Consider the following 26,689-nt stretch of genomic DNA (forward strand, 5'->3'; position numbering starts at 1 on the left):
CGCCGGGTGTACGACGAGTCCGACGTCCGGATCCGTCCGGGCAAGGGGTCGCGTCCACGGACCAAGAACCGACCCGAACACGCCGACGCCGCGGAAGGAATGGTCGTCTCCAAGGACCGGGGCCGCTGGGGCGTCGTACTGGGCGGCGACCCGGACCGGCTCGTCGTCACCATGCGGGCCCGCGAACTCGGCCGGACACCGATCGTGGTGGGCGACCAGGTGAGTGTGGTCGGCGACCTGTCCGGCAAGCCCGACACCCTGGCCCGCATCGTCCGCGTCGCCGACCGGTCGACCGTGCTGCGCCGCACCGCCGACGACACCGACCCGTTCGAGCGGATCGTCGTCGCCAACGCCGAGCAACTGCTGATCGTCGTCGCGCTGGCCGACCCGCCTCCGCGCACCGGCTTCGTCGAACGCGCCCTCGTCGCCGCATACGTCGGTGGCCTGGAACCCGTTCTGTGCCTGACGAAGAGCGATCTCGCGACGCCCGACGAGTTCGCCGCCACGTTCGCCGGCCTCGACGTTCCCGTGGTGGTTGCCGGCCGCGACGATCCGATCGAACCGGTGACCGAGATCCTCGAGGGCCGCCTGACCGCACTGATCGGACACTCCGGTGTCGGCAAGTCGACGATGGTCAACCGGCTGGTACCGGACGCCGACCGGGCCACGGGCGTGGTCTCCGGCGTCGGCAAGGGCCGGCACACGTCGACGCAGTCGGTGGCGTTGCCACTGCCCGGCGGAGGCTGGGTGATCGACACCCCCGGTATCCGTTCGTTCGGGCTCGCGCACATCTCTTCCGAGAACGTCGTCGAGGCGTTCACGGACCTGGCCGCGGCCGCCGAGGACTGTCCCCGCGGATGCACGCACCTGGGCCCACCTGCGGACCCGGAGTGTGCGCTGGACAAACTCGAGGGGAAGTCGGCGGACCGCGTCGAGGCGGTGCGGCGACTGCTCGTCGCCCTCATATCCAACGAGTCCTGGACGTAGGGGGCGGTAGCCCGACCCCCGCTGTGCCACCCCGCGACCGGACGGCGCCCGCCCCGATCCGGGGCGGGCGACCATCGGGTGCGGAGCGCCGCGTCAGGCGGGAGTGATCGGCAGTTCCCGCGAGCGGTCGGCGGTGAACGAGGTGGCCGTGGCGGGACCCGCGGCGCCGTGGGTGCTGTCGGGGTCGAGGACGCAGTGGGTGCGTCCGTAGACGGTGTACATGCACTTGTTGTTGTGGTTGCAGCGCCCGGAGACGGTGCGGTCGGCCTGGATCCGGGTCACGAGGTCCGGCTCGCGCAACAGCGCCCGACCCATCGCGACGAACCCGAAGCCCTCGCGCATGCCGGTGGCGATATGGTCGTAATTGTTGATGCCACCCAACAGGATCAGCTGGGTCTCCGACACCACCGGGACGAACTGTCGAGCGGATTCGAGCATGTACAGGTCCTCGTAGGGGTAGGTGCCGAGTGCGCGCTTCCCGAAGAGCCGGACCCCGGTCTTGAACGGCTCCTTCATCACCGCCGCGAACTCGTCCACGGGGACGTCACCGCGGAACAGGTACATCTGCTTGAAGAACGACGAACCCTGGGTCAGCTCGATCGCGTCGAGGTTGCGGTCCCGGTCGAGCAGCTGCACGGTGCGCAACGACTCGGACAGCCAGATGCTGCCCCGGATGCCGTCGTCCATGCTGATCTTCGCGGTCACCGCGATCCGATCTCCCACGACCTCGCGCACCCGCTGCGCGATCTCCCGCACGAGCCGCGAGCGGTTGTCGATGGTTCCGCCGTACTCGTCCTTGCGGCGGTTGAGCAGCGGGCTCAGGAACGAGCTCGGCAGATACAGGTGCCCGAAGTGCAGCTCGACGGCGTCGAAGCCCGCCTCCACGGCGATCGCAGCCGCGTCCCCGAACTGGTCGATCACGCGGCGGATCTCCGACGCGCTGATCTCGCGGCAGTACTCGAGCGACGACGGGTTGATCACCCGGCTCGGCGACATGGCCGTCACTCCGGTGATCTTCTTCGACGCGACGACGCCGGCGTGGCCGAGCTGCGCGGCGATGGCTCCGCCCGCGGCGTGGACCGCGTCCGTCAACCTCTGCAGGCCCGGAAGTGCCTTGTGGCTCATCAGGATCTGGCCGGGCGCACTGGCCCCTTCGGGGGCCACACAGCAGTAGGCCACCGTCGTCATCCCCACCCCGCCCCGGACGAAACCGAGGTGGAAGTCGATGAGGTCGTCGGTGACGAGGCCTTCCGGCGACCGCCCCTCCGAGGTGGCGGCCTTGATGATGCGGTTGCGCAGCCGAACGGGCCCCAGAGTGGCGGGGGCGAAGGGATCCGGGGTCACCGTCTCGGTGGGTAGGCCTGCGATGGTCATGAGTCGCCCTTCTCTCGATCCAATTGTGACGGGCACCACGATTCGTGGAGGCTGTCGCGGCGTCAATACCGCGTCCCTCCCACCGGGCAACCCGCCTGGATCGAGAGCCCGGGTCAGTCGACCCCGCGCGCACGCGCCGCGAGGACGCGGTACTCCTCGTCGGTGATCGTCCCCGAGTCGAGCAGTGATTTCGCCGTCACGAGGTCGTCCGGCGACGGCGTCCCCGCGACCCCCCGGATGTAGGCGTCCTCGGCTGCTTGGTACCGACGGTCGGCGCGGGCGGACCGCTCGACCATGCCGCGGCCGCGGACGATCAGGTAGACCATCTCCCCGATGATCGGCAGGACGAACAGGAAGAAGACCCACACGGCCTTCGCCCATCCGGACGTCCGGTGGTCGCGGAAGAGATCGGTGAGGATCGAGAACAGGATCACCACGTACGCCGCGAAGGCGAAGCACGCGAAGACCAGCCAGAAATACTCCCAGAACGAGTCCATCGCTTGCTCCGTTCACGAGACGACGGCGAGTGAACTGCGCAGTCCATTCTGCTACCGGTCCGCCCGCGGGACACGACGATTCACGGAAAGCACGAATCCCGGCGGGTCCACACCGAGAAAGGTGCGGATCCCACCGGGACTCGGACGAACCCTCTAGCGCGACACCAGCGCGCGCAGGCCGCGGCGCTTCTTCGACGCCTTGATCGCCGACAGCAGACCCTTGCGCCTACCCGTCACCGGATCGATCGTCGCGGTGGTGTTGCCGCCGAACTTGCGCTCCGACGCCGTCTCGGGCGCATCGTCCGGCGTGTCCTTGAGGAACTTGTTCGGCAGCGACAGCTTGGCGATGGTGCGCCACGACTTGGCGTACTGCACCGGCAGCGGACCGGTGGTGTACGGCAGGTCGTACTTCTCGCACAGCGCCCGCACCTTGACCGCGATCTCGGCGTACCGATTGGACGGCAGATCGGGGTAGATGTGGTGTTCGATCTGATAGCTCAGGTTGCCGGTCATGAAGTCCATGACCCGCCCTCCGGAGATGTTGGCACTGCCGAGCATCTGCCGCAGGTACCACTCGGCGTGGGTCTCGTTGTCGACGTCCGCCTTCGTGAACTTCTCGGCACCGTCCGGGAAGTGACCGCAGAAGATGACCGCATTGGTCCACAGGTTTCGGATGACGCCCGCGGTGAGGTTCGCGGTGAGCGTGCTCTTCCACGCCTTGCCGGTCAGGGCCGGGTACACGACGTAGTCCTTGAGGGTCTGCTTCGCGATCTTGCGGCCGACCTCCTTGGCGTTCTTCTTCGTGTACTCGCGGTCGTCGCGGCCGGCCGCGACCCGGCCCAACTCGAGGAGCTGGATCGCGATGCCGTACTCGAACAGCAGCGCCAGGATCGCGTTGTACGCGAGGTTGCCGTAGTTGAACGGCCGCCACTTCTGGTCACGGGTGACGCGGAGGAGCCCGTAGCCCACGTCGTCGTCCATGCCCAGGATGTTCGTGTACTTGTGGTGCAGGTGGTTGTGGGTCTGCTTCCAGTGCGCCGACGGGTCGACGTTGTCCCACTCCCAGTTCGCGGAGTGGACCTCCGGATCGTTCATCCAGTCCCACTGCCCGTGCATCACGTTGTGCCCGAGCTCCATGTTCTCGATGATCTTCGCGACGCCGAGCATGCCGGTGCCGAGCAGCCACAGGGGCCGCTTCCGGCTGCCGAACAGCACCGCACGTCCACCGATCTCGAGGGACCGCTGCAGTCGGATCGTGTTGCGGATGTAGCGCGCATCGCGCTCGCCACGGGAGTCCTCGACATCACGACGGATGGCGTCGAGTTCGCGGCCGAGCGCCTCGACGTCGGCATCCGTCAGATGCGCGTACTCCTTGATGTCGGTAATCGCCACGGCCCTACCGTACCGTAAGTTACGGCACCGTAGGTTAACAACAGATCACTGTGTGACACGTCACAGTCGGCTACACCCGGCGGGGACGCCCCCGCCGACCCACCTGCGCCTCGGCGTGCGCGCGCAGCGCCGACAACAGTCCGCGGCGCCGCCCGGTGCGCGCGTCGACCCGCAGCGCCTCGGCGATCCGGGACCCCGTCGAGGCGAACTTGCGCTCCGACGACGTCTCGGGCGCGTCGTCGGAGGTGCGCTTGAGGAACCGGTCGGGCAGCGCGAGCTTGTGGATCGTCCGCAACGCCAGCAGGTACTGCCTGCTCAGCGGCCCGGAGGTGTACGGCAGGTCGTACTTGGCGCACAGCGCCTGCACCCGGACGCCGATCTCGGCGTAGCGGTTCGACGGCAGATCCGGGAACAGGTGATGCTCGATCTGGTAGCTGAGGTTGCCCGTCAGGAACGCCATCACCGGACCCGCGTCGATGTTGGCGCTGCCGAGCATCTGACGCAGGTACCACTGCGCCCGAGTCTCGTTCTCGAACTGCTCGACCGTGAACTTCTCCGCCCCGTCCGGGAAGTGACCGCAGAAGATCACCGCGTAGGCCCACAGATTGCGGACCAGGTTCGCCGTCGCATTCGCAGTGAGCGTGTGCTTCCACGCCCGGCCCGACAGAGCCGGGAACAGCACGAAGTCCTTGCCGACCTGCCGGACGATCTTCACCGCGAACTGCCGATTGGGCGCGGTGTTCAGTTTCTTGTGGTCGACGCCCTCGAGGTCCTTCTGTGCCGAGAGGTCGTGCAGCGCAATCCCCCACTCGAAACCGGCCGCGAGAATCACGTTCGCGATCGGCTGGAACAGATTGATCGGCCGCCACTTCTCGTCGCGGGTCATCCGCAGGATGCCGAATCCCACGTCGTCGTCCATGCCGACGATGTTCGTGTAGGTGTGATGCGAGTAGTTGTGCGCACGCTTCCAGTGGTCGGACGGACCCGTCATGTCCCACTCCCACGTCGTGGAGTGGATCTCCGGATCGTTCATCCAGTCCCACTGGCCGTGGGTGACGTTGTGCCCGAGCTCCATGTTCTCGATGATCTTGGCGAGCGACAGCATCGCGGTGCCCGCGACCCAGGCCGGCTTGCGTCGACTGGCGAGGAGCACCACCCGCGCACCGAGTTCCAGCGAGCGCTGCAGTTTGATCGTGCGCCGGATGTAGCGGGCATCGCGTAGGCCCCGAGACTCCTCGACATCGCGACGGATCGCGTCCAACTCGCGCCCGAGGGCGTCGATATCGGCGTCGGTGAGGTGGGCGAACTCTTTGATGTCCGTAATGGCCACCGAGGTCCTCCGTTGGATAGATCAGTTCACCGGCGTCGACATTCGACGCGAGGCACAGCACTCAACGATACGGGAAATCGGACACCTGCCGATCTCGCAGATACCGAGATCACAGGCGCGTTCAGGCGTCGAGAGTGCAGTCGCCGGCGGCGGCCGAGATGCACGTCTGGATGCGCTCGCCCTCGGCGTGCTCCTTGCCGTTGCGCAGATCGACCGCGTGACCGGACTCCAGCGGCAGCACGCACGTCTGGCAGATGCCCATGCGGCAACCGAACGGCATCAGCACGCCGGCCTTCTCGCCGGCCTCGAGGAGCGTGGTTGCGCCGTCCACCTGGACCTGCTTGCCGGACCGGGAGAACGTCACGGTGCCGCCGTCGCCGGACAGGTCCGCGCGGGACACCGCGAAACGCTCGAGGTGCAGGTTCGGACCGACGCCCTCGCGCTCCCACGTCTTCTCGATCTCGTCGAGCATGCCCTGCGGACCACACGCCCACACCTGACGCTCGCGCCAGTCGGGGCATACCTCGTCCAGCGACGACAACTCGAACTTGCCCTGCGCCCGGGTGTGCCGGACATGGCAGCGGAAGGACGGGTGCGACTTCTCCAGCGCCGTGAGCTCGTCACCGAACATCACCGCCTCCTCGGTGGGGGCCGAGTGCACGTGCACGACGTCGGGCAGGTCGTCGCGGCGGTCCATCGTCCGCAGCATCGACATGATGGGGGTGATGCCGCTGCCCGCGGTGAGGAACAGGATCTTCTCCGGCGGCGGTTCCGGCAGCGCGAAGTTACCGGTGGGCGCGGCCAGGCGCACGATCGTGCCCGACGACACGCCGGTCACGAGATGGCTCGACAGGAACCCCTCGGGCATCGCCTTGACGGTGATGGAGATCAGCTTGTGGTCGACGTTGGGCGCCGACGTGAGCGAGTACGACCGCCAGTGCCAACGTCCGTCGACGTGGATGCCGATGCCGACGTACTGGCCCGGCTGGTAGTTGAAGTCGAAGCCCCACCCCGGCTTGATCACGAGCGTCGCCGAGTCGGCGGTCTCCGGCCGGACCTCGACGATGCGGCCGCGCAGCTCGCGCGCCGACCACAGCGGGTTCACCAGGTGTAGGTAGTCGTCGGGGAGAAGCGGCGTCGTCAACCTGGTCACGGCACCGCGCACCAGGCTCGCCACGGACCGGTTCGACCCGGCAACTCCCGCTGCAGGCCCCTCGATCCAGCTCTTCAGTCCCATCCGACCTCCATCTCGCACTTCGGGCGTACGGCCAGAGTAGGGCATGTCCCTACGGTGGCGTAACTTACGCCCGAGTAATGAGCAGAGGTAACGATCCGGGTGGGACGTACGACCCCGATCAGAGCAGTTCGAGCAGGAACGGCAGCTCCTGCGTCGCGTACCACGCCAGCTCGTGGTCCTCGGCGTCGCCGAGCACGAACTCGGCGTCCGCGTCACCGAGATCCGCGTCGTCGACGATCGCGACGGCCTTCTCGATGTCCGGCTCCGCCTCCGCCAGGTCGACGTGCACCGACGCCACCTGCTTCAGCGTGAGCACCTGACCGAGCCGCACCACGGCGTCGTCGAGGTCGGGACGGTGCGTCGCGTCCTCGACGTCCGCCGCGATCACCGCACGGCGGTACCGGGGCGCCGGGGCGTCGCTGCCGGGTTCCGGAACGGCGGCGGCGATCAGTCGCAGCGACGCGCGTGCCGCCTCCGCCATCGCGACCTCGGACAGCTCGTCCTCGTCACCGGAGTGGTACGCCTCGCGCAGCGCGGGGGTGACCGCGAACGCGGTCCGGCTCACCGGCGCCAGCTCGCGCTCGGCCACCAACTGCTCCAACATCGCGATCGTCGCGGGAACGTAGACCCTCACGCTCGACCTCCGGTCACGGACTCAGCCACTGGCATCCAACAACTCCTCGAGAGACTCGTGCAGCGACGCGGCCACGACGTCCACATCGGCCATCGCGTCGCGATCCGCATTCAAACCGTAGTGGACGTTCCCGTCATAGGACGTCAACGCGATGCTGAGGGCCTGATTCTCCAGCAACGGGAAGACCGGATACATCTCCACCATCCGCATCCCCGCCAGGTACAGCGGAATCTGCGGGCCGGGCGCATTCGTGACCATGACGTTGAACATCCGTTGGGACAGACTGCTCGCCGCCCGGGCCCCGCGGGCGTGGAGCGAGGCCGGCGCGAACCCCGACAACCGGATCATCGTCCGGGCGGTCACCTGCCGGCTCTGCCGCCCGAAAGCCTCGGTCGCGTGCGCCACGTGGGACAGGCGCATCACCGGATTCGGCTCCCCCACCGGCAGATCCACCAGGAACGACGACGTCCGCCCGTGCGGTTGCCCGTCGCCCCCACCCACGTCGACGACACTCGCACCGTTCGTTCCCGGATGCGCCTCGCAGATCGACATCGGTGCCAGCGCGCGCAACGTCGTCCCCTCCGACACCGGCATCCCGCGCGACAGCAGCCAGTTCCGCAACGCCCCCGCGACCACCGTCAGCACGACGTCGTTGATCGAACACCCGTAGCGGGCCCGGATCTTCCGATAGCGCTCCAGGTCGGTGGTGGCGGTCGCGAACCGACGGTTCCGCGAGATCGGCGCGTTGAGCGGACTCGACGGTGCCGGCTGCGCGGCGGTGCGGGCGAGCGCGGCGAGTTTGCCGAGGGCGCCCACCGTCTCGTCGACCACGCTCGACACGTCGCCGAGCGTCATGCGCAGCGTCTGCAGGCCCTCGCGCGGTTGCGAGACCAGTTGCGCGAGGGCACCGGCCACCAGCGCGGCTTCGCTCGGCGCCGACTCCGGCATCCAGAGGTCCACCGACGTCTCCTCCGGTATCGCGGTGTCGTCCAGCAGCACCTGCCCGATGTCGAGCGCCTTCTCGCCGTCCACGAGGGCCGAATGCGACTTCACGAACACCGCGCACCGGTTGTCGGTCAGCCCCTCGACCACGTACATCTCCCAGAGCGGGCGGGTGGTGTCCAACGGTCGCGACAACAGCCTGGCCACCAGGTCGTGGAGCTGCTCGTCGGTGCCCGGGGACGGCAGCGCCGAACGCCGCACGTGGTAGGTGATGTCGAAGTCCTGGTCGTCGACCCACACCGGTCGCGCGAGCCCGAACGCCACTTCCCGAACCTTGCGGCGATACCGCGGAACCAGATGGAGACGGGCGTCGACGAGCCGTAGCACCGCCTCGAAGTCGAATCCTCCCGACGGAACTTCCAGCACCGCAACGGAGCCCATGTGCATGGGAGCGGTACCCCCGTCGAGGAAGTAGAACGACGCGTCCTGCGTCGTGAGCCTCGTCGCTTTCGCCATCAATGCCCCCTGTTCCGCGCCGCCTTCGCCCCCGACTCCCGACGGTCCGAATCGAGAAGAATCGCAATCTCTTCCGCGGCCGACTCCGGATCGGCGTGATGCACACCCACCATGCCCGCGGCGACCGCACCGCGTACGTTGCCGATCAGGTCGTCGACGAAGATGCACGCACTCGGCGCCAACCCCAGCCGATCGGCCGTCAACTCGTAGATCCGGCGATCCGGTTTGGCCGTCCCGACGTCCCCGGAGATCACCACGACATCGACGAACGCACCCTCGAGATCCCGCAAGGGCTGCGCGCGCGGCCCGCCGGGGTCGTTGCTGAGGATTGCGGTGCGCACACCGTCGCGCCGGGCCGCAGCCACGACGCCCGCCATCAGGCGGCCGTCGGCGCCCGGTCCCGCGAGCACGCCACCGAAGTCCAGCACCAGCCCTTGCACTCCCCCACCCTAGGACGGCCCGGACGTCTCCGCGACACCAGCCGACCCCGACGGCGCCCGCGCCTCTCGCTTTCTGCGGCCGGACATGTCATGATGTCGCGCAGATTCCGCCTCTCCACGGAGTCGACCACCCGCGTCCGTCCGGATCCGAATCCGGCGGGCGCAGTCGACGAGCGTGCCGCCCCGAGCGCACCGGAGAGGACGATCATGCAGGTACCACACCGATTCATCTCCCCCGCACCGCATTTCGAACCGCCTACCCGGAACGGGGTCCACCCGCTCGGCCGACGACCGGTGGCCGAACCGCGGGTCGGCACCACTCGTAGGTCACCGCACGACGGCCGCTCACCGCGCCGAACCCTGCCGCGGCCGAATGTGGAGAACGCCGCGCCCCCGGAACTGCGCCGGTTCACCGAACACTCGCTCCGGCTCACCTTGGAAGTGCTCGACGGACGCCGTCCGCCGGCCCACCTGCGCCCCCTGCTGACCAAGTCCGTGCACGATCTCGTGCCGGCGCTCGTCCGCTCCGCGCCGGCCGGCCGCCGCCTCGGGGGAGCCATCCTCACGCGCATCCACATCCGCGTCGTGCACGCCGACGCCGCCGAGGTGTTCGGCACCTACAACCGCGGCGGCCGGGTGTTCGCCCTCGCCGCGCGTATCGAACGCGGCAAGGGCGCACACCCGGCCGGATGGGCGATCACATCTCTGCAGATCGCCTGACGAGCACGGTCTAGCGCTTGCGCTTGGACTTGGGGGCCCGCTTCGACTTCGCGTCGGCACGGGCCGCCTCACGACGCTCGCGGCGGGTGCCGGGCTCACCGTCGACGTCACCGGCCGCGCGGCTCACCTGAGCGCTACCGTCCTCGGCGGGGCCCGACAGCGTCAGCCCCCGGGGCTGCTCGTCGTCGAGGCCCTTCGCCCGCAACGCGACCGGTGCGGCAGGCACCGACTCAGACGCCGGAGCGGACTGCTGCCCCAAGGCCGGCCCGCCCGCGGCAGCGGCAGCAGCCGAGGCCGCGGTGACGCTCACCGGAGCTCCGCCGCCCTGCGGCGTACCGGCCTCGACCTGCAGGTTGAACAGGAACCCGACCGACTCCTCCTTGAGCCCCTCGAGCATGCCGGTGAACATGTCGAAGCCCTCGCGCTGGTACTCGACCAGCGGGTCGCGCTGCGCCATCGCGCGCAGGCCGATGCCCTCCTTGAGGTAGTCCATCTCGTAGAGGTGCTCACGCCACTTGCGGTCCAGGACCGACAGCATGACGCGACGCTCGAGCTCGCGCATGCCGCCCTCACCGGCGATCTCGTTGATCTGCTGCTCCCGCTTGGCGTACGCGTCGTGCGCGTCCTTCAACAGGGCGTCGAGCAGACCCTCCCGGTCGAGGTCGGAATCGCCCGCCTCCGCGGCGCCGACCAGTTCCTTGTAGTCGATGCCCACCGGGTACAGCGTCTTCAGCGCCGACCACAGCTGCTCGAGATCCCAGTCCTCGACGTAGCCCTCGGACGCGGCACCGTTGACGTACGCGGTGATCACGTCCGTGATCATCGACTCGACCTGGCCCTCGAGGTTCTCGCCCTCGAGGATGCGGCGGCGCTCGTCGTAGATGACGGTGCGCTGCTGGTTCATCACCTCGTCGTACTTGAGGACGTTCTTGCGGATCTCGAAGTTCTGCTGCTCGACCTGCGTCTGCGCGCTCTTGATGGCCTTCGAGACCATCTTGGCCTCGATCGGAACGTCGTCGGGCAGGTTGAGCCGGGTCATGATCGACTCGAGCGCCGCACCGTTGAACCGGCGCATCAACTCGTCACCGAGCGACAGGTAGAAGCGGGACTCGCCGGGATCGCCCTGACGTCCCGAACGACCACGCAGCTGGTTGTCGATGCGGCGGGACTCGTGACGTTCGGTGCCCAGCACGTACAGGCCGCCCGCGGCACGAACCTTCTCGGCGTCCGCCTTGACCTCGTCCTTGACCTTCTCGAGGACGCCGTCCCACGCCGCCTCGTACTCCTCCGGATTGTGCACGGGATCGAGCCCCTGCTTGCGGAGCACCAGGTCGGCGATGATGTCGGGGTTGCCACCGAGCACGACGTCGGTGCCTCGGCCGGCCATGTTGGTCGCGACCGTCACGGCGCCGGAACGGCCGGCCTCGGCGACGATGGTGGCTTCCTGCTCGTGGAACTTCGCGTTTAGCACGCTGTGCGCCACGCCGCGCTTGGTGAACTGCTTGGAGAGGTACTCCGAGCGCTCGACGCTGGTGGTACCGATGAGGACCGGCTGACCCTTCTGGTGCCGCTCGACGACGTCGTCGACGACCGCGTCGAACTTGGCCTCTTCGGTCTTGTAGATCAGGTCGCCGTTGTCGACGCGGATCAGCGGCCGGTTGGTCGGGATCGGGATGACGCCGAGGCCGTAGGTCTGGTGGAGCTCGGCAGCCTCCGTCTCGGCCGTACCGGTCATGCCCGAGAGCTTGTCGTAGAGGCGGAAGTAGTTCTGCAGCGTGATCGTGGCGAGCGTCTGGTTCTCCGCCTTGATCTCGACCTTCTCCTTGGCCTCGATCGCCTGGTGCATGCCCTCGTTGTAGCGGCGCCCGACGAGGATGCGGCCGGTGAACTCGTCGACGATGATGACCTCGCCGTCGCGAACGATGTAGTCCTTGTCGCGCTGGTAGAGCTCCTTGGCCTTGATCGCGTTGTTCAGGTAGCTCACCAGCGGCGAGTTCGCCGCCTCGTACAGGTTGTCGATACCGAGCTGATCCTCGACGAACTCGACGCCGGCCTCGTGCACGCCGATCGTGCGCTTCTTGATGTCGACCTCGTAGTGGACGTCACGCTTGAGCAGCGGCGCGATGCGGGCGAACTCGCCGTACCACTTGCTGGACGCGTCGGCCGGACCCGAGATGATCAGCGGCGTACGGGCCTCGTCGATGAGGATCGAGTCGACCTCGTCGACGACCGCGAAGTTGTGCCCGCGCTGGACCAGGTCGTCGAGCGTGTGCGTCATGTTGTCGCGCAGGTAGTCGAACCCGAACTCATTGTTGGTGCCGTACGTGATGTCGGCCGCGTACGCCTTGCGGCGCTGTGCGGGCGTCATGCCGGACAGGATCACGTCGACCTCGAGCCCGAGGAAGCGGTGGACGCGGCCCATCCACTCCGAGTCACGCTTGGCGAGGTAGTCGTTGACCGTGACGACGTGCACGCCGTCGCCGGAGATCGCATTGAGGTACGCCGGGAGGACACAGGTCAGGGTCTTGCCCTCACCGGTCTTCATCTCGGCGACGTTGCCGAAGTGCAGGGCTGCACCGCCCATGACCTGGACATCGAAGTGACGCTGGCTGAGCACGCGGCTCGCGGCCTCGCGGGCGACGGCGAACGCCTCCGGCAGCATGTCGTCGAGCGTCTCGCCGTCCGCGTAACGCTTCCTGAACTCATCGGTCTTGGCCCGCAGCTGCTCGTCGGAGAGCGCCTCGACCTCGGGAGAGAGGGAGGAGACATGGTCGGCGATCTGCTTGAGCCGCTTGACCATGCGACCCTCACCTACACGGAGCAGCTTCGATAGCGACAGTGACGGCACGGTCTTCTTCGTCCTCAATCCAGGTGTCGGGTTCCAGGTGTCGGTATCGGTGGCAGATACATGACAAACGGGATCCGGCCGAGGTCGGGTTACCCCAGCCGGATCCCATGTTATGCGTATTCACGGTCGGACGAGTAGACCGACCGGCCGCAACGTCAGGCCAGGCGAATCAATCCGTAGTCGAACGCGTGGCGGCGGTACACGACGGAAGGCCGGTCGGTCTCCTTGTCGTGGAACAGGTAGAAGTCGTGGCCGACCAGCTCCATCTCGTACAGCGCGTCGTCGACCGTCATCGGCGAGGCGGAGTGGACCTTGGTGCGCACGATCTGCCCCGGACCGGGCGGCGCCTCGCCGTCGAGGGAGAGATCACGGTCGATCGCGAGCGAATCATCTTGCGCGAGTGCTGCGGTGGCTTGCGCGACCGATACCGGCGTCTTCTCCCCGTAGTGGACCTTTCGGCGGTCCTTGGTGCGGCGCAACCGACTTTCCAGCTTGGCAGTCACGGATTCGAATGCCGCGTAGAAACTGTCCGCGCTCGCTTCGGCGCGGGCGACCGGCCCCTTGCCGCGGGCCGTGATCTCGACTCGCTGGCAACTCTTGGCCTGTCGGCGGTTGCGTTCGTGTTGGAGTTCCACATCGAAGTGGAAGATGGTGGGATCGAAGCGCTCGAGTCGTGCGAGCTTCTCGGAAACGTAGACCCGGAAGTGTTCCGGCACTTCTACGTTGCGTCCTTTGACGACGATTTCGGCGTTGTTCGCGCCCGTGGTACTCGGAGCCTCCGTCGTGGCGGCGTCTTCGTCAACGAAGACCGAGGCTTGCATAGGGGTCGTCACTCGTACCTCCCGATTTACGGCCGGTTCACTGAGGTGAGACCGGCGAGTTCGATCTCGACCGGGCGGGGGACCACCCGGTATCAGAACGTGAAATATCACCTCCCACCTGTGACTTCGGGTGTGATGGCGACGCTAGTACGTAACTGCTCCGTGTGCCACTGTTCAGCGCGATTTCACCGGTGTGTCGTGAACGACATTCGCCCGGATCGACCGTTTCCGCAGTTCGCCGCGTCTGCCGGGTCAGGCGGCGGCCACGACGATCACCGCCGCGACCGGCACCCCCGCGGCACCCAACGCACGCACCGATTCCGCACACGTCGCGCCGGTCGTCACGACGTCGTCGATCAGAACCACCTGCCTCCTCCCGGGGGCGCACACGCCCCACGGCGACCGATCGACCACGATCCGTCCGCCGATGTTGTCCTGCCGCTGGCCCGCCGAGAGGCCGACCGAATCGCGCACGCCTCGGCGCATCGACAGGACGGGCCACACCCGGCACCGCGCGTCCAGACAGGTCGTTGCGGACTCCACGGCCCGCAGCACCGGGTCACCTCCGCGCAGTCGCGCGGCACGGGTGCGCGTCGGCGCGGGCACCAGGCAGAGCCCTGACGACGCCGCGGGCCGCAGTTCACCCCACCGTCGCAGAACGTCGATCGCGCCCGCCAGCGCGGCACCGAGCGGCCCTGCGAGATCGCGGCGCCCACGCTCCTTCGCGGCGATCACCGCGCGCCGCCGGGGACCCGAGTACGGCCCCAGCGCCCACACCGGCACCCCCGGGTCCACGCGCGGTGTGACGGCGATCGGGACATCCGCCAGCGCCCGACGGCACCGCCCGCACCACTGGGTGCCGGTGACACCGCAACCCCCGCACTCGGCGGGCAGGACCAGGTCGAGGAGTGTGCGCACAGCCGGCAGTGTGCCGCCCGCCACCGACAACCCGCGCCGCTCGAAGCCGGGTCAGCCCGGCAGGACCGGAACCGCCTTGGTCCCGGCCAGGCCGGGCACCTCCCGCCAGTACCGGTCACCGGCCGGATCGTTGTTGTTGAGCTGGAACACCGCACGCGCATCCGCCACGTACTCGGTGGTGGACGTCGCGTCGACGGCCGTCACCGGCGCCGTCAGGTTCCGGCTCGGCAACGAATCCATCCGCGACCCGTCGACCGCCAGCTGGACCACCGGGACGTCGGATCCGCCGCGCGCGACGACCACCGTGTCCCCGGTACTCCAGTCGAGCGAGATCGCCGGCCCGCCGAGGCCGTGCGCGATCGCCCGCGGGCTGGTGAGCGAGTACGCGCCGTCCGGCATCTGGACGACCGTGGCGACGTACACCTTCCCGTCGATGATCATCGCGGCGCGGACGCCGTCGCGGGAGAGCCGCAACTCCGTGATCGGGCCACCGATCGCGCCGAGCGCGCCGCTCTCCACGTTCATCGTGGTCAACTTGCCGGTGCCGGTCTCCCGGACCACCCGCACCACGGTCGACCCGTTCACGACCGCCCAGACGCTGGCGCCGTCGACGCCCCACGACGGTCGCGTCACGGACTGCGCCTCGAGCGCGGTCGCCACGTTGCCGTCGTACGTCCCCACCACCAGGGCCGTCTGTGGCTCGGGTGCCGGCCGCCGGGTCTCCGCCACGGCCGCGACGAGGGCGCCGTCACGCGAGATCGCGACGGAACGGAGGTTGTCCGACGCCCCGAAATACCCGGGAACCTGCGTCACGGCGCCGTCGTCGACGGCGACCAGCCCGCCGCCGCGCAGCGCGTGCAACCCGACGGAGGCGCTCGACGTCGCAAGCGGATTCAACGAGGCGACGTCCGCGGTGGTCCAGCCGTCGGCATACCGCGAATCGAGCGGTTGGCCGTCGGCCAGGAGCACGTAGGGTCCCGAGATGTCGGCGTTGGCCAACGTCCAGACCACCTGCGCCGCAAGTAGTTCGCGCGACTGCGCGTTCATCTTGCTGAGCCCCTGGAAGTCCACTCGGATGCCGCCGAGTCCCACCCCGACCTGGGACGAACGTCCGTCCGCCTTGGTGATGGTGCCGAGCACCGACACTCCCGAGCCCAGCTCGTTGCGCACCGCGCCGGCGAGCGAAGGCTTGGGTCCGTCGATGAGCAGCCCGATCAACTGCGTCGCCATCTGGTCCTGGCTGGCCGCGACCCACCGTGGATCCGGCACCACGGTGGTGGCACTCGGATCCAGGAAGTACAGCGACTTGCGTTGGTACGAATTCAGGAACTGCGGGCGATCCATGATGACGCCCGACGGCAGGTCGTCGATGCGCCACTCGCCGTCGACCTTGACCCAGCTGAACTTGGCCTCGAAGGTGCCCTCCTGGGCCTGGTAGAGGCCGCCCGGTTCGAGCTGCCCCACCCGGTTGGCCCGGATCGTGTACACGGCGCGGTCCGCGGTTCGCGATTCGAGGATGAGGTCGATCTTGTCGACGATGGTCGCGCTCGCGGCGTCGTCCCACCGCGCCGAGGTCTCCTTGGTGAGGAACTGCCGAGCGGCGAGGTGCCGGTTGGCAGGATCGGTGCTCGCCTTGACGAAATCGCGAAGCAACAGGTCCGGCTCGCGTCCGGGCGCGGGCGCCTCGACACTCGTGGTCGGCATCGAGCGTTGGATCGTCCCGATCGCCTGCGGGGCGGACGAATCCGGCAGGTTGGCGCAACCCGTCGCGCCGACGATCACGGCACCGAGCACCGCGCACAGCACCGCCCGCGCCCGGCTCACGATTCCCTCTCCCGCACCCTCGGCACGGTCGGACTCTCGTCCGGATCGGGCTGCGGAGCCGTCGTCGGCAGGTCCTCGTCCGCCCCGGTGGTAGCCGTCGTGGGCTCCGAGACGACGAGAGCCGTGGGCTCCGACACGACGGGAGCCGTGGGCGTCGAGACGATCGAGGCCGTGGGCTCCGCAGAGCCCTCCGCCGACGCCTCGTCGGCCCCGGTCGCGGCGGGCGCGCCCGGCAGCGGCCGACCCTGGATGTACTTGGCGACGCCGGGCTTGAGCGGCAACGGACTCCGCGACACCTTGCGCCCCCGCACCCGCGGCAGCGTCAACCGGAAGCACGCACCCTCGCCGGGCTCTCCCCAGGCCTCGAGCATGCCGTTGTGCAGGTTCGCGTCCTCGACGCTGATCGCCAGCCCCAGGCCGGTGCCGCCGGACCGGCGGACACGCGACGGGTCCGAGCGCCAGAATCGGTTGAACACCAGCTTCTCCTCCCCCGGCCGCAGACCGACACCCTGGTCGCGCACGATGAACGCCGCGGCGTCGTCGTCCGCCCGCAACCGCAGCAGCACGGGCTTGCCCTCACCGTGGTCGATCGCGTTGGCGAGCAGGTTGCGTAGGATCCGCTCGACGCGGCGCGGATCGACTTCCGCGACCACCGGCTCCTCCGGCAGGTCGACGATCAGTTCTGTCGACGTCTCCTTCGCGAGATGACGCACCGTCGAGACCGCGGCGCGCGCACACATGCGCAGGTCCAGTTGCTCGGACGCCAGTTCGGCGACGCCGGCGTCGTGGCGCGAGATCTCGAGCAGGTCGCCGAGCAGGCTCTCGAAGCGGTCGAGCTCGGCGACGAGCAGTTCGGACGAACGCTTGAGCACGGGATCGAGCTCGTCACTGCTGTCGTGGATGAGGTCGGCCGCCATTCGCACCGTGGTCAGCGGGGTCCGCAGCTCGTGGCTCACGTCGGAGGTGAACCGCTTCTGCAGGTTGCCGAACTCCTCGAGCTGCGTGATCTGCTTCGACAGGCTCTCCGCCATCTCGTTGAACGACATCGCCAGGCGCGCCATGTCGTCCTCGCCGCGCACCGGCATGCGCTCCTTGAGTCGACCGTCCGCGAAGCGCACCGCGATGCGCGACGCAGAGCGGATCGGCAACACGACCTGACGCGCCACGAGCATCGAGATGGCCGCGAGCAGCACCGCCAGCACGGCGCCGCCGATCAGCAGCGTGCCGCGCATCAGCGACAGACTGCTGTCCTCGCTTGCGAGGGGGAACACCAGGTACAGCTCGAGTGTGGCGATGTCCGACGCGGTCGGGCTGCCGATGATGAGCGCGGGACCGGAGTAGCCGTCGGGGTCGTTGACGGTCGCGAACTGGTAGCTGATCTGGTTCGCGCGCACGAATTCCCGCAGGCTCTCCGGGATCTGCTCGGCCGGGCCACTCGACGTCGGCTCGCGTGGGCCGTCCCCCGGCACGATGACCACCGGGTCGAAGGTGCCCGCCGAACCGGACGTCTGGCCGGCGTCGGACTCCCGGTTGGTCAGCGCCAACCGGGCCGCGTCCAACCGGACCTGCAGCGATCCGCTGTCGTCGGCACCCGACAGCTGCGCCTCCACGGTCCCCCGCGCGCGGTCGAGCTCCTCGCTCGCCGCCGTGATCTTGGCGTCGAGGAGGCGATCGGTGAGCTGACTGGTGAGCACCACACCGAGAATCGTGATGACGATCAACGACAGCGACAGCGCCGAGACCACGACGCGCAGCTGCAGCGACCTACGCCACGAGTGAGCGAGCCAGTTGCCGGAAGCCCGACACCAGCGGATCAGCGGAGAGAACGCCCTGTTGACTCGCCGCCGGTTCCGTCCGGCACCGATCACGGCGGTCCGGCCTTGTAGCCGACCCCCCTGACTGTGAGCACCACCTCCGGGTTCTCAGGATCCTTCTCGACCTTGGCGCGCAGCCGCTGCACGTGCACGTTCACCAGTCGGGTGTCGGCGGCGTGGCGGTAACCCCACACCTGCTCGAGCAGCACCTCGCGGGTGAAGACCTGACGCGGCTTGCGGGCCAGCGCCACCAGGAGATCGAACTCGAGGGGCGTCAGCGAGATCAGCGCGTTGTCGCGGGTGACCTTGTGCGCCGGGACATCGATCATGATGTCGCCGATGCTGAGCACCTCTGCCGGCTCCTCCTCGGTGCGACGCAGCCGGGCGCGGACTCGGGCGACCAGTTCCTTGGGCTTGAACGGCTTCATGATGTAGTCGTCCGCCCCGGACTCGAGCCCGAGTACCACGTCGACGGTGTCCGTCTTGGCGGTGAGCATCACGATCGGCACGCCGGACTCGGCCCGCAGGACACGGCAGACGTCGATGCCGTTCATGCCGGGAAGCATGAGGTCGAGCAGCACCAGGTCCGGACGCGTCTCACGGACGGCCGTCAGTGCCTGGCTGCCGTCGCCCACCACGTAGGGTTCGAACCCCTCCCCACGAAGCACGATGGTGAGCATCTCGGCGAGCGCCGTGTCATCGTCGACAACCAGAATCCTTGGCTTCATATCCCTATCGTTACATCTTCGAGGCTGCTTGATGTGGAAAGGCGCGTACACGCCCCGGCGTGCCGCTCAATGTTGCGACGGCAGGCCTCTCCGCTGATGCAAGACTGCCAGTTTATCGGCCAGAATGCCCGGATCGGTGTCCGGTGTGAGCGTCCACCACGGGGAATTCCAGTCCGCGGCCGCCAGCTCGCGGTACACCTCACCGGTCCTCGCCTGCAGGCCACTGTCCTTCTCGTACGCGTCCAGCGTGCGGGAAACGTCCTCCGCCTCGCGGGCCCGGGCACGCTGCTCGGCCAGCGCGACGGGCACGTCGAGGTACAGCTGGAGGTCCGGGCGCGGCAACCCGAGGCGGTCGAACTCGAGGTTCTCGATCCAGCCGACGAATTCGCCGTCGCCGCCCTCGTGCATCCGGGCGGCGCCGTACGCCGCGTTGGAGGCGACGTACCGGTCGAGGATCACGACGTCGTGCGCGGCGACGAGGTCGCGCAACCGGTCGGCAGCGCCCGCCCGGTCGAGGGCGAACATCACCGCCATCGCGTGCACCGAGGCACTCAGGTCGCCGTGCGCGCCTTTGAGGGCTTCGGACGCGAGGTCGGCGTGGATCGACGTCCCGTACCGCGGAAAGTCGAGAGTCGCGACGTCCAGGCCGTCCGCTTCGAGTCGCGCGACGACCTTGCCCACCAGCGTGCGCTTACCGGCACCGTCGAGCCCCTCCAGGGCGATCAGCATTCCCACGACGGTCGAGCCTATCGGTGGTCACCGCCGGACGCCCGGACCTGGGGACGGGACGGCGGTCACAACGTGTTCTTGTGAACGACGCCGCCCTTGACGATGACGTCGAGGTGCTTGTCCGGGTCGGCGAGCAGCGACAGGTCCTCGAGCGGATTCCCGTCCACCAACAGCACGTCGGCCCACGCGCCGGGGGCGATCACGCCGAACGGGGCGTCCCGGTACGGGTCCCGCTCCCCCGCCAGACGGAACAGTCGGGCATTGCCCGACGTCAGCATCCTCAGCGCCTCCAGGTTGCCGAAGTAGTCGGCCAGGCGTGCCGCCATCGCGCTCTGCCGCGCGGCGGACTCGGGTTCGAGGAGCAGATCGGTACCGAAGGCGACCCGCACCCCGTGTTTGCGCGCCCAGCCGTAGACCTGTTCGACCCCGCCGCAGATCTCCCGGTTCTTCTCGGCGCGATCCGGATCCGGGTAGTGGTGGTCGTCCTCGGCGAACGGCTGCATCGACAGCCACACGTCACGCTCGGCCATGAGGGCGACGGTGTCCTCGTCCGCGAGATGTCCGTGCTCGATCGACTTCACGCCGGCCTCGATGGCCCGCCTGATGCCGGTGACGTTGTAGACGTGGGTGGCGACGTAGGTCCCGTAGTCGGTGGCCGCGTCGACCGCCGCCCGAAGCTCACGGGCGGTGAACTGCACCGTGTACAGCGGGTCGTACATCGACGCCGCGCCACCGCCGACCATCAGCTTGATCTGCGAGGCCCCGCGCTTGAGTTGTTCCCGCACCGCCGCGAGTACCTGCGATTCACCGTTCGCGATGCGCATGAATCCGATTGCCTCGGAGCGGTTCTCGACACCCCCCAGCTCGGTGGGCGTGTCGTAGACGAACCCGAAGTCGCCGTGTCCGCTGGTCTGGGAGATCGCCGCCTGGCACGGATAGATTCGCGGCCCCGGGAACTGGCCCCGGTCTATCGCGGTCTTGATGCTCGCGGTGTCGCCGGCCATGTCCCGCACGGCGGTGAAGCCGCGCAGCAGCATGTTCCGGGCCTCCGCGGTCCCGTTGAGCGCGATGTGCGCCTGCGTCCCCGTGAGCAGATCAAGATACGAGTTCGCGTTGCCCACCAGGTGCACGTGCGCGTCGCTCATCCCCGGCATCAGCACCCGGCCCCCGCCGTCGACGACGACGGTCCGCCGGCCCGGTGCCTCCCCGATGGGCGATCCCGACACCGCCTCGATCCGGTCGCCGTCGATCAGCACGTCGCCGTGCACGAGGTCCGCGGACTCACCGTCGAACACCCGCACGTCGCGAAACAACAGCCGCTCGCCACTCCCCGTTGCCGCCATACCCTCGGACCCTAGCGAGCGGGCGCGCCCGGGGCGGCCGGATAACGGCATCGGCCGGGGATCGTGACCACGATCCCCGGCCGATGCCGTGACTGATTACGACGAATGTCGCGGGTACCTCAGTAGCGGTAGTGCTCCGGCTTGTACGGACCCTCGACGTCGACGCCGATGTACTCGGCCTGATCCTTCGTCAGCTTGGTGATGGAGCCGCCGAGCGCTTCGACGTGGATCTTCGCGACCTTCTCGTCGAGGTGCTTGGGCAGGCGGTACACCTCGTTGTCGTACTCCTCCGGCTTGGTCCACAGCTCGATCTGCGCGATCGTCTGGTTCGCGAACGAGTTCGACATCACGAACGACGGGTGACCGGTGGCGTTGCCCAGGTTGAGCAGGCGTCCCTCCGACAGCACGATGATCGAGTGGCCGTCGGCGAACGTGAACTCGTCGACCTGCGGCTTGATGTTGATCCGCGTGACGTCGCCGGCCCGCTCGAGGCCCGCCATGTCGATCTCGTTGTCGAAGTGGCCGATGTTGCCCAGGATCGCCTGGTGCTTCATCTGCTTCATGTGCTCGAAGGAGATGATGTCCTTGTTGCCGGTCGCGGTGATGACGATGTCGGCCTCACCGATGAACTCCTCGACGGTCTTGACGTCGTAGCCGTCCATCATCGCCTGCAGCGCGTTGATCGGGTCGATCTCGGTGACCGTGACGCGCGCGCCCTGGCCGCGCAGCGCCTCGGCGCAACCCTTGCCGACGTCGCCGTAGCCGCACACCAGCGCCGCCTTGCCGCCGATCAGCACATCGGTGCCGCGGTTGATGCCGTCGAGCAGCGAATGGCGGGTGCCGTACTTGTTGTCGAACTTGCTCTTGGTGACCGAGTCGTTGACGTTGATCGCCGGGAAGGCCAGCTCGCCTGCAGCGGCGAACTGGTACAGGCGCAGCACGCCCGTGGTGGTCTCCTCGGTGACGCCCTTGACCGACTCGGCGATCGCGGTCCACTTGCCACCGTCGGCCTCGAGCGACTTGCGCAGCAGCGCCAGGAACACCTTGTACTCGTCCGAGTCGTGCTCGTCGTCGGTGGGCGGGACCACGCCGGCCTTCTCGTACTGCGCGCCGCGCAGCACCAGCATCGTGGCGTCGCCGCCGTCGTCGAGGATCATGTTCGCGGTGGTACCGGGCCACGTGAGCATCTGCTCGGCTGCCCACCAGTACTCCTCGAGGGTCTCGCCCTTCCATGCGAAGACCGGGACACCCTTGGGCTCGTCGACGGTGCCGTGCGGGCCGACGACGACGGCCGCGGCCGCGTGATCCTGCGTCGAGAAGATGTTGCACGACGCCCACCGAACCTCAGCACCGAGGGCCGTCAAGGTCTCGATCAGGACCGCGGTCTGGATCGTCATGTGCAGCGAGCCGGAGATGCGAGCGCCCTTGAGCGGCAAGACGTCTGCGTACTCACGGCGGAGCGCCATGAGACCGGGCATCTCGTGCTCGGCGAGACGGATCTCCTTGCGGCCGAACTCGGCGAGCGACAGATCCGCCACCTTGAAGTCGATGCCGCCGCGGTGCTCTACCACCGGCTCCGATGAAACTGAGGTCGTCATGTGCCTCTCCTGTTGGCTGTCTGGGTTGACTCCCAGGCTATCGGGTGCCGATCCGCCCCGGGGGACGGGACGTGCCTACGCCCGGGTCACGACGTCGACGAAGGGGGCGAGCAGGGCCGCCAACTCCTGAGCGTCGTCCCGATCGGACGTCGGCGGCATCGACACGTAGCTCAGTGCGATACGCACGATGCCGTGTCCCAGCACCGTCGAATCGCCCTCCGACGCCTGAATCCAGCTCAGCCGGAAGGTCTCTGCCAGCCGCCCCGTGGCCCGCTCGATGAGCGGCGCGCTGTCGGTGGTGACGATGCGCAGAAGGTCCGGTTTCGCCGCGCCCGTCCGCAACGACCGAACCAACGGGTCCGCGCCACTGGCCTGGAAGAAGCCGGTGAAGCCGTCCACCAGCGCCGCACGCGCGTCGCCCTCGTGTCGGTAGACGGCGTCGGTGACGGCGTCGACGAAGCGGTCCACCAATCGCAGCGCGTAGCCGTTCGCGAGACCCTGCCGCGACCCGAACTCGTTGTACAGCGTCTGCCGGCTCACGCCGACAGCCGCCGCGACGTCGGTCATCGTGACCCCCGACCAGTCCCGTTCGAGCAGGAAGTCGTGGACCGCGTCGAGGATCGACTCGCGCAGCAGCAGTCGCGACGCCTCCTGGTAGGGCACACGTGGCTGGGGCTCGGTCATGACGTCGAGCCTAGTGGCGGCACGCCCCCGGCCTCAGCTGCGCTCGACCTCGACCATGAAGAAGTCCTCCTTCGCGGCGCCGCAGTCGGGACAGCGCCAGTCGTCGGGAATGTCCTCCCATCGCGTCCCAGGGGCGATGCCCTCGTCGGGCCAGCCGAGTTCCTCGTCGTACTCGAATCCGCACTGCGCGCACTGATAGAGCTTGTAGTCCTTCATGATCCCTGTCCTCTTTCCCGTCAGACGGGTTCGAAATCGATCTTCTCCCGGACACCGCAGTCGGGGCAGCACCAGTCGTCGGGCACCGTCGCCCACGACGTCCCCGCCGGGAACCCCTCACGGGGAGCTCCGACGGCCTCGTCGAACACGAACTCGCACACCGGGCAGCGATACGCGCTCATGCCGCTCCCCCGTGGGCCGCGAGCAGCTTCTCCCGCCTACTCGGCTGCAGGTTGACCTTCGTGATGTCACCGTCGTAGTGGGCGAGGACCTTTCGATCCATCACCGCCCGCCACAGGGGCGGCACGTACGCGAGCATGATCATGCTGGCGTACCCGCTCGGCAGGTTCGGCGCGATGTCCATGCTCCGCAGCGTCTGGTAGCGCCGCGTCGGGTTGGCGTGGTGGTCGCTGTGCCGCTGCAGGTGGTACAGGAAGATGTTGGTGCAGATGTGATCGCTGTTCCAGCTGTGAGCGGGCGTGCACCGTTCGTAACGCCCACTCTCGGTGCGCTGCCGCAGCAACCCGTAGTGCTCGAGATAGTTGACGGTCTCCAGCAGGGAGAACCCGAACACGGCCTGCAGCAACAGGAACGGCGCCACTTCCCAGCCGAAGATCGCGATCATCGCGCCGAACAACACCACCGACATCAGCCACGCGTTCAGCACGTCGTTCCGAATTGTCCACGGCCCCTTCCCGAGCCGCTCCAGGCGCGCCTTCTCCAGGCGCCAGGACGACCGCAGACTGCCCCACACGCTGCGCGGGAGGAATGCCCAGAAGCTCTCCCCGAAGCGTGAACTCGCGGGGTCCTCGGGGGTCGCGACCCGCACGTGGTGGCCGCGGTTGTGCTCGATATAGAAGTGGCCGTAGAACGACTGCGCGAGCGTGATCTTCGACAGCCATCGTTCCAGGTCGTCCTTCTTGTGGCCGAGTTCGTGCGCGGTGTTGATGCCGATCCCGGCCACGCACCCGACACTGATCGCGAGACCGATCTTCGAGACCAGGCCCAGGCCCCCGTCGATCCCGAGCCAGCTCAGGTCGTCCGCCGACCACAGGTAGCACGCGACCACCACCGTGACGATCTGCAGCGGGATGTACGCGTAGGTGCACCAGCGGTAGTACCGATCGTTCTCGAGCTGTTCCATAACCTCGTCGGGCGGGTTCTGCCCGTCCGCCCCGAAGGCGAGGTCGAGGATCGGCAGCAGCACGTAGACGAGCAGCGGACCGATCCACCACCACACCGGCGCCACCGCCCCGAGCCCGACCCGATTGAACGCCCAGACCAGCGCGAGCGCCAGGAAGATCGCGGTGGGCGGAATCAGGCCCAGCAGCCACAGATAACGCTTCTTGTCGCGCCAGACCGGCACTTCCGTTTCGACAGCTCCGTCCGCCGCCATGATCATCCCCTTCCACGAGGCCACTCCAACGTGAGCAGCATCACCCTGGAATTGACGATACGCGTCCTCGTGTACGGGGTCTAGACAATCGCAAAGATTTGTAAACCGGTCAGGACTTCTCCTTCGCCTCCGCCGCCGCCGCGCGCTCGCGAACCCCGATCATGGAGTGCCGGCGACTGTAGGCGAAGTAGACCACCACACCGATCGCCATCCAGACGATGAAACGCAGCCAGGTCTCGACGGAGAGGTTGAACATCAGCCACAGGCAGGAGAGCACCGCCAGGATCGGGACGAGCGGTACCAACGGCACCCGGAAGCCGCGCGGCAGGTCCGGACGCGTGCGACGCAACACCACGACGCCGATCGACACCAGCACGAACGCGAACAGCGTTCCGATGTTCACCATTTCCTCGAGCGTGCCGATCGGGAAGAACGCGGCGAGAACGGCGACGACGACACCGACCAGCACCGTGATCCGCACGGGGGTGCCGTGCTTACCGGTAGGCGCGAGGCTCCTCGGCATCAGGCCGTCCCGCGACATCGCGAACAGCACGCGGGTCTGGCCGAGCATGAGGACCATGACGACGGTGGTGAGGCCGGCGAGGGCGCCGAACGAGATGAGGTTCTTCGCCCAGTCCATGCCGTTGATCGCGAACGCCGTCGCGAGCGTGGAGTCGTCGCCGGCGAGGTCTGTGTACTTCACCATTCCGGTGAGCACGAGGGAGACCGCCACGTAGAGCACCGTCACGATCGCGAGCGATCCGAGAATGCCGCGCGGCAACGCCTTCTGCGGATTCTTGGTCTCTTCCGCGGTCGTCGCCACGACGTCGAAGCCGATGAACGCGAAGAACACGAGGCTGGCAGCCGCGAGGAGGCCGTACCAGCCGAATGTGCTGCCGCCGGCGCCGGTGACGAACGAGAACAGCGACTGGTGGATGCCCTCACCGGTCGATCCGGCCTCGGACGGCGGAATGTACGGGGAGTAGTTCTCGCCCTTGATGTAGAAGGCGCCGACCACGACGACGAACAGCACGACCGCAACCTTGATCGCGGTGATCACCGCGGAGACCCGCGACGACAGTTTCGTGCCGGTCGCCAGGAGGACGGTGATGATCGCGATGATGAGGACCGCGCCCCAGTCGATTTCACGAGAACCGATGTGCAGCACGGGGCTCGAGCTGCCCAGCACCTCACCGAGGTACAGCGACCAGCCCTTCGCCACCACCGACGCCGCGAGTGCGAACTCCAGGATCAGATCCCAGCCGATGATCCAGGCGACGAACTCACCGAAAGTCGCGTACGAGAAGGTGTACGCGCTGCCCGCGACGGGGACTGTCGACGCGAATTCCGCGTAACACAGGGCCGCCAACGCACACGCGACGGCCGCGAACACGAACGCCAGCGATACCGACGGCCCCGCAATGTTGCCGGCCGTCCGCGCGGTGAGGGTGAAGATGCCGGCGCCGATCACGACCGCGACGCCGAAGACCGTCAGGTCCCACGAGGTGAGGTCCTTGCGGAGTTTGGTCTCCGGCTCGTCGGTTTCCAGAATCGACTGCTCGACCGACTTGGTGCGGAACAGACCTGATCGTGATCGTGCGCGGGTACTACCGACATTCGGGTCGGACGTCGCCATCGCTGCCTCCTCGGAGGTGGGGATGGAGAAAGCCTATGCCGGTGGGACGCCGCCAGCACGGTTTC

The 26,689-nt window shown here is 68.0% G+C and carries 24 protein-coding genes; 2 read left to right on the forward strand and 22 right to left on the reverse strand.

Annotated elements, in window-relative coordinates; genetic code table 11:
- The first annotated feature begins 6 nt into the window (after nucleotides 1–6).
- A complete protein-coding gene (gene rsgA / locus C7H75_RS17415) occupies nucleotides 7–987 on the forward strand; it encodes a ribosome small subunit-dependent GTPase A (RefSeq protein WP_106851639.1) in 981 nt (326 codons plus the stop codon).
- A 93-nt stretch (nucleotides 988–1,080) separates the two neighbouring features.
- Here rsgA and C7H75_RS17420 read toward each other — a convergent pair whose 3' ends face one another.
- The 8 genes from C7H75_RS17420 to C7H75_RS17455 form a co-directional block, all read right to left on the reverse strand.
- The gene (locus C7H75_RS17420) at nucleotides 1,081–2,361 is read right to left on the reverse strand and encodes an NADH:flavin oxidoreductase (protein ID WP_106851640.1); all 1,281 of its coding nucleotides are present in this window, start codon (nucleotides 2,359–2,361) and stop codon (nucleotides 1,081–1,083) included.
- 113 nt (nucleotides 2,362–2,474) lie between these two features.
- Complete coding sequence (locus tag C7H75_RS17425) at nucleotides 2,475–2,858, reverse strand: PLDc N-terminal domain-containing protein (RefSeq protein ID WP_106851641.1); 384 nt, start codon at nucleotides 2,856–2,858, stop codon at nucleotides 2,475–2,477.
- 153 nt (nucleotides 2,859–3,011) lie between these two features.
- Complete coding sequence (locus tag C7H75_RS17430) at nucleotides 3,012–4,250, reverse strand: fatty acid desaturase family protein (RefSeq protein WP_005518745.1); 1,239 nt, start codon at nucleotides 4,248–4,250, stop codon at nucleotides 3,012–3,014.
- A 70-nt stretch (nucleotides 4,251–4,320) separates the two neighbouring features.
- The gene (locus C7H75_RS17435; protein WP_005518743.1) at nucleotides 4,321–5,580 is read right to left on the reverse strand and encodes a fatty acid desaturase family protein; all 1,260 of its coding nucleotides are present in this window, start codon (nucleotides 5,578–5,580) and stop codon (nucleotides 4,321–4,323) included.
- A 121-nt stretch (nucleotides 5,581–5,701) separates the two neighbouring features.
- A complete protein-coding gene (locus C7H75_RS17440) occupies nucleotides 5,702–6,817 on the reverse strand; it encodes a ferredoxin reductase (RefSeq protein WP_106851642.1) in 1,116 nt (371 codons plus the stop codon).
- 118 nt (nucleotides 6,818–6,935) lie between these two features.
- The gene (locus tag C7H75_RS17445; RefSeq protein ID WP_005518740.1) at nucleotides 6,936–7,451 is read right to left on the reverse strand and encodes a DUF6912 family protein; all 516 of its coding nucleotides are present in this window, start codon (nucleotides 7,449–7,451) and stop codon (nucleotides 6,936–6,938) included.
- A gap of 21 nt (nucleotides 7,452–7,472) precedes the next feature.
- Nucleotides 7,473–8,909, reverse strand: a complete 1,437-nt coding sequence (locus tag C7H75_RS17450) for a WS/DGAT/MGAT family O-acyltransferase (protein WP_106851643.1) — start codon at nucleotides 8,907–8,909, stop codon at nucleotides 7,473–7,475.
- Nucleotides 8,909–9,349: an HAD-IA family hydrolase gene (locus tag C7H75_RS17455; RefSeq protein ID WP_106851644.1), complete on the reverse strand. Its 441-nt coding sequence runs from the start codon at nucleotides 9,347–9,349 to the stop codon at nucleotides 8,909–8,911. Before C7H75_RS17455 ends, C7H75_RS17450 begins: the two co-directional genes overlap by 1 nt.
- A 90-nt stretch (nucleotides 9,350–9,439) precedes the next feature.
- On the opposite strand from C7H75_RS17455, the gene C7H75_RS17460 reads away from it, so the two are divergent.
- A complete protein-coding gene (locus tag C7H75_RS17460; RefSeq protein ID WP_233281788.1) occupies nucleotides 9,440–10,069 on the forward strand; it encodes an Rv3235 family protein in 630 nt (209 codons plus the stop codon).
- 10 nt (nucleotides 10,070–10,079) lie between these two features.
- Here C7H75_RS17460 and secA read toward each other — a convergent pair whose 3' ends face one another.
- The 14 genes from secA to C7H75_RS17530 all read right to left on the reverse strand — a co-directional run bounded on the left by secA (nucleotide 10,080) and on the right by C7H75_RS17530 (nucleotide 26,624).
- Nucleotides 10,080–12,917 carry a preprotein translocase subunit SecA gene (gene secA, locus C7H75_RS17465; RefSeq protein WP_106852034.1) on the reverse strand — a complete coding sequence of 946 codons (2,838 nt, stop codon included), beginning with the start codon at nucleotides 12,915–12,917 and terminating at the stop codon, nucleotides 10,080–10,082.
- A 155-nt stretch (nucleotides 12,918–13,072) separates the two neighbouring features.
- Nucleotides 13,073–13,750 carry a ribosome hibernation-promoting factor, HPF/YfiA family gene (gene hpf, locus C7H75_RS17470; protein WP_041674361.1) on the reverse strand — a complete coding sequence of 226 codons (678 nt, stop codon included), beginning with the start codon at nucleotides 13,748–13,750 and terminating at the stop codon, nucleotides 13,073–13,075.
- A gap of 240 nt (nucleotides 13,751–13,990) precedes the next feature.
- The gene (locus C7H75_RS17475; protein WP_233281789.1) at nucleotides 13,991–14,656 is read right to left on the reverse strand and encodes a ComF family protein; all 666 of its coding nucleotides are present in this window, start codon (nucleotides 14,654–14,656) and stop codon (nucleotides 13,991–13,993) included.
- A 51-nt stretch (nucleotides 14,657–14,707) separates the two neighbouring features.
- Nucleotides 14,708–16,480: an MtrAB system accessory lipoprotein LpqB gene (gene lpqB / locus C7H75_RS17480; RefSeq protein ID WP_022597128.1), complete on the reverse strand. Its 1,773-nt coding sequence runs from the start codon at nucleotides 16,478–16,480 to the stop codon at nucleotides 14,708–14,710.
- Entirely contained in the window at nucleotides 16,477–18,348 is a 1,872-nt protein-coding gene (gene mtrB, locus C7H75_RS17485) for an MtrAB system histidine kinase MtrB (protein ID WP_106851645.1), read from the reverse strand. Before mtrB ends, lpqB begins: the two co-directional genes overlap by 4 nt.
- Nucleotides 18,345–19,022 carry an MtrAB system response regulator MtrA gene (mtrA, locus tag C7H75_RS17490; RefSeq protein WP_005518730.1) on the reverse strand — a complete coding sequence of 226 codons (678 nt, stop codon included), beginning with the start codon at nucleotides 19,020–19,022 and terminating at the stop codon, nucleotides 18,345–18,347. The genes mtrB and mtrA overlap by 4 nt, the downstream gene beginning before the upstream one ends.
- Before the next feature lie 66 nt (nucleotides 19,023–19,088).
- Nucleotides 19,089–19,757 (reverse strand): dTMP kinase, encoded by a 669-nt coding sequence (locus C7H75_RS17495; RefSeq protein WP_005518728.1) that lies wholly within the window; start codon nucleotides 19,755–19,757, stop codon nucleotides 19,089–19,091.
- A 59-nt stretch (nucleotides 19,758–19,816) separates the two neighbouring features.
- Nucleotides 19,817–21,094, reverse strand: coding sequence for a metal-dependent hydrolase family protein (locus C7H75_RS17500; RefSeq protein ID WP_041674365.1), 1,278 nt, complete (start codon nucleotides 21,092–21,094; stop codon nucleotides 19,817–19,819).
- A gap of 119 nt (nucleotides 21,095–21,213) precedes the next feature.
- Complete coding sequence (gene ahcY / locus C7H75_RS17505) at nucleotides 21,214–22,692, reverse strand: adenosylhomocysteinase (RefSeq protein WP_005518723.1); 1,479 nt, start codon at nucleotides 22,690–22,692, stop codon at nucleotides 21,214–21,216.
- A 75-nt stretch (nucleotides 22,693–22,767) separates the two neighbouring features.
- On the reverse strand, nucleotides 22,768–23,376 hold the full coding sequence (locus C7H75_RS17510) for a TetR/AcrR family transcriptional regulator (protein WP_005518722.1): 609 nt from the start codon (nucleotides 23,374–23,376) through the stop codon (nucleotides 22,768–22,770).
- Nucleotides 23,377–23,409: 33 nt separating this feature from the next.
- A complete protein-coding gene (locus tag C7H75_RS17515; RefSeq protein ID WP_005518720.1) occupies nucleotides 23,410–23,592 on the reverse strand; it encodes a rubredoxin in 183 nt (60 codons plus the stop codon).
- Between the two features lie 20 nt (nucleotides 23,593–23,612).
- Nucleotides 23,613–23,774, reverse strand: coding sequence for a rubredoxin (locus C7H75_RS17520; RefSeq protein ID WP_005518718.1), 162 nt, complete (start codon nucleotides 23,772–23,774; stop codon nucleotides 23,613–23,615).
- On the reverse strand, nucleotides 23,771–24,988 hold the full coding sequence (locus C7H75_RS17525) for an alkane 1-monooxygenase (protein WP_022597136.1): 1,218 nt from the start codon (nucleotides 24,986–24,988) through the stop codon (nucleotides 23,771–23,773). The genes C7H75_RS17520 and C7H75_RS17525 overlap by 4 nt, the downstream gene beginning before the upstream one ends.
- 109 nt (nucleotides 24,989–25,097) lie before the next feature.
- A complete protein-coding gene (locus C7H75_RS17530; RefSeq protein ID WP_022597137.1) occupies nucleotides 25,098–26,624 on the reverse strand; it encodes an amino acid permease in 1,527 nt (508 codons plus the stop codon).
- Nucleotides 26,625–26,689: the final 65 nt, after the last annotated feature.

This window comes from Rhodococcus (subgen. Prescottella) equi (genome assembly GCF_003013675.1).
GTDB classification, from domain to species: domain Bacteria; phylum Actinomycetota; class Actinomycetes; order Mycobacteriales; family Mycobacteriaceae; genus Prescottella; species Prescottella equi.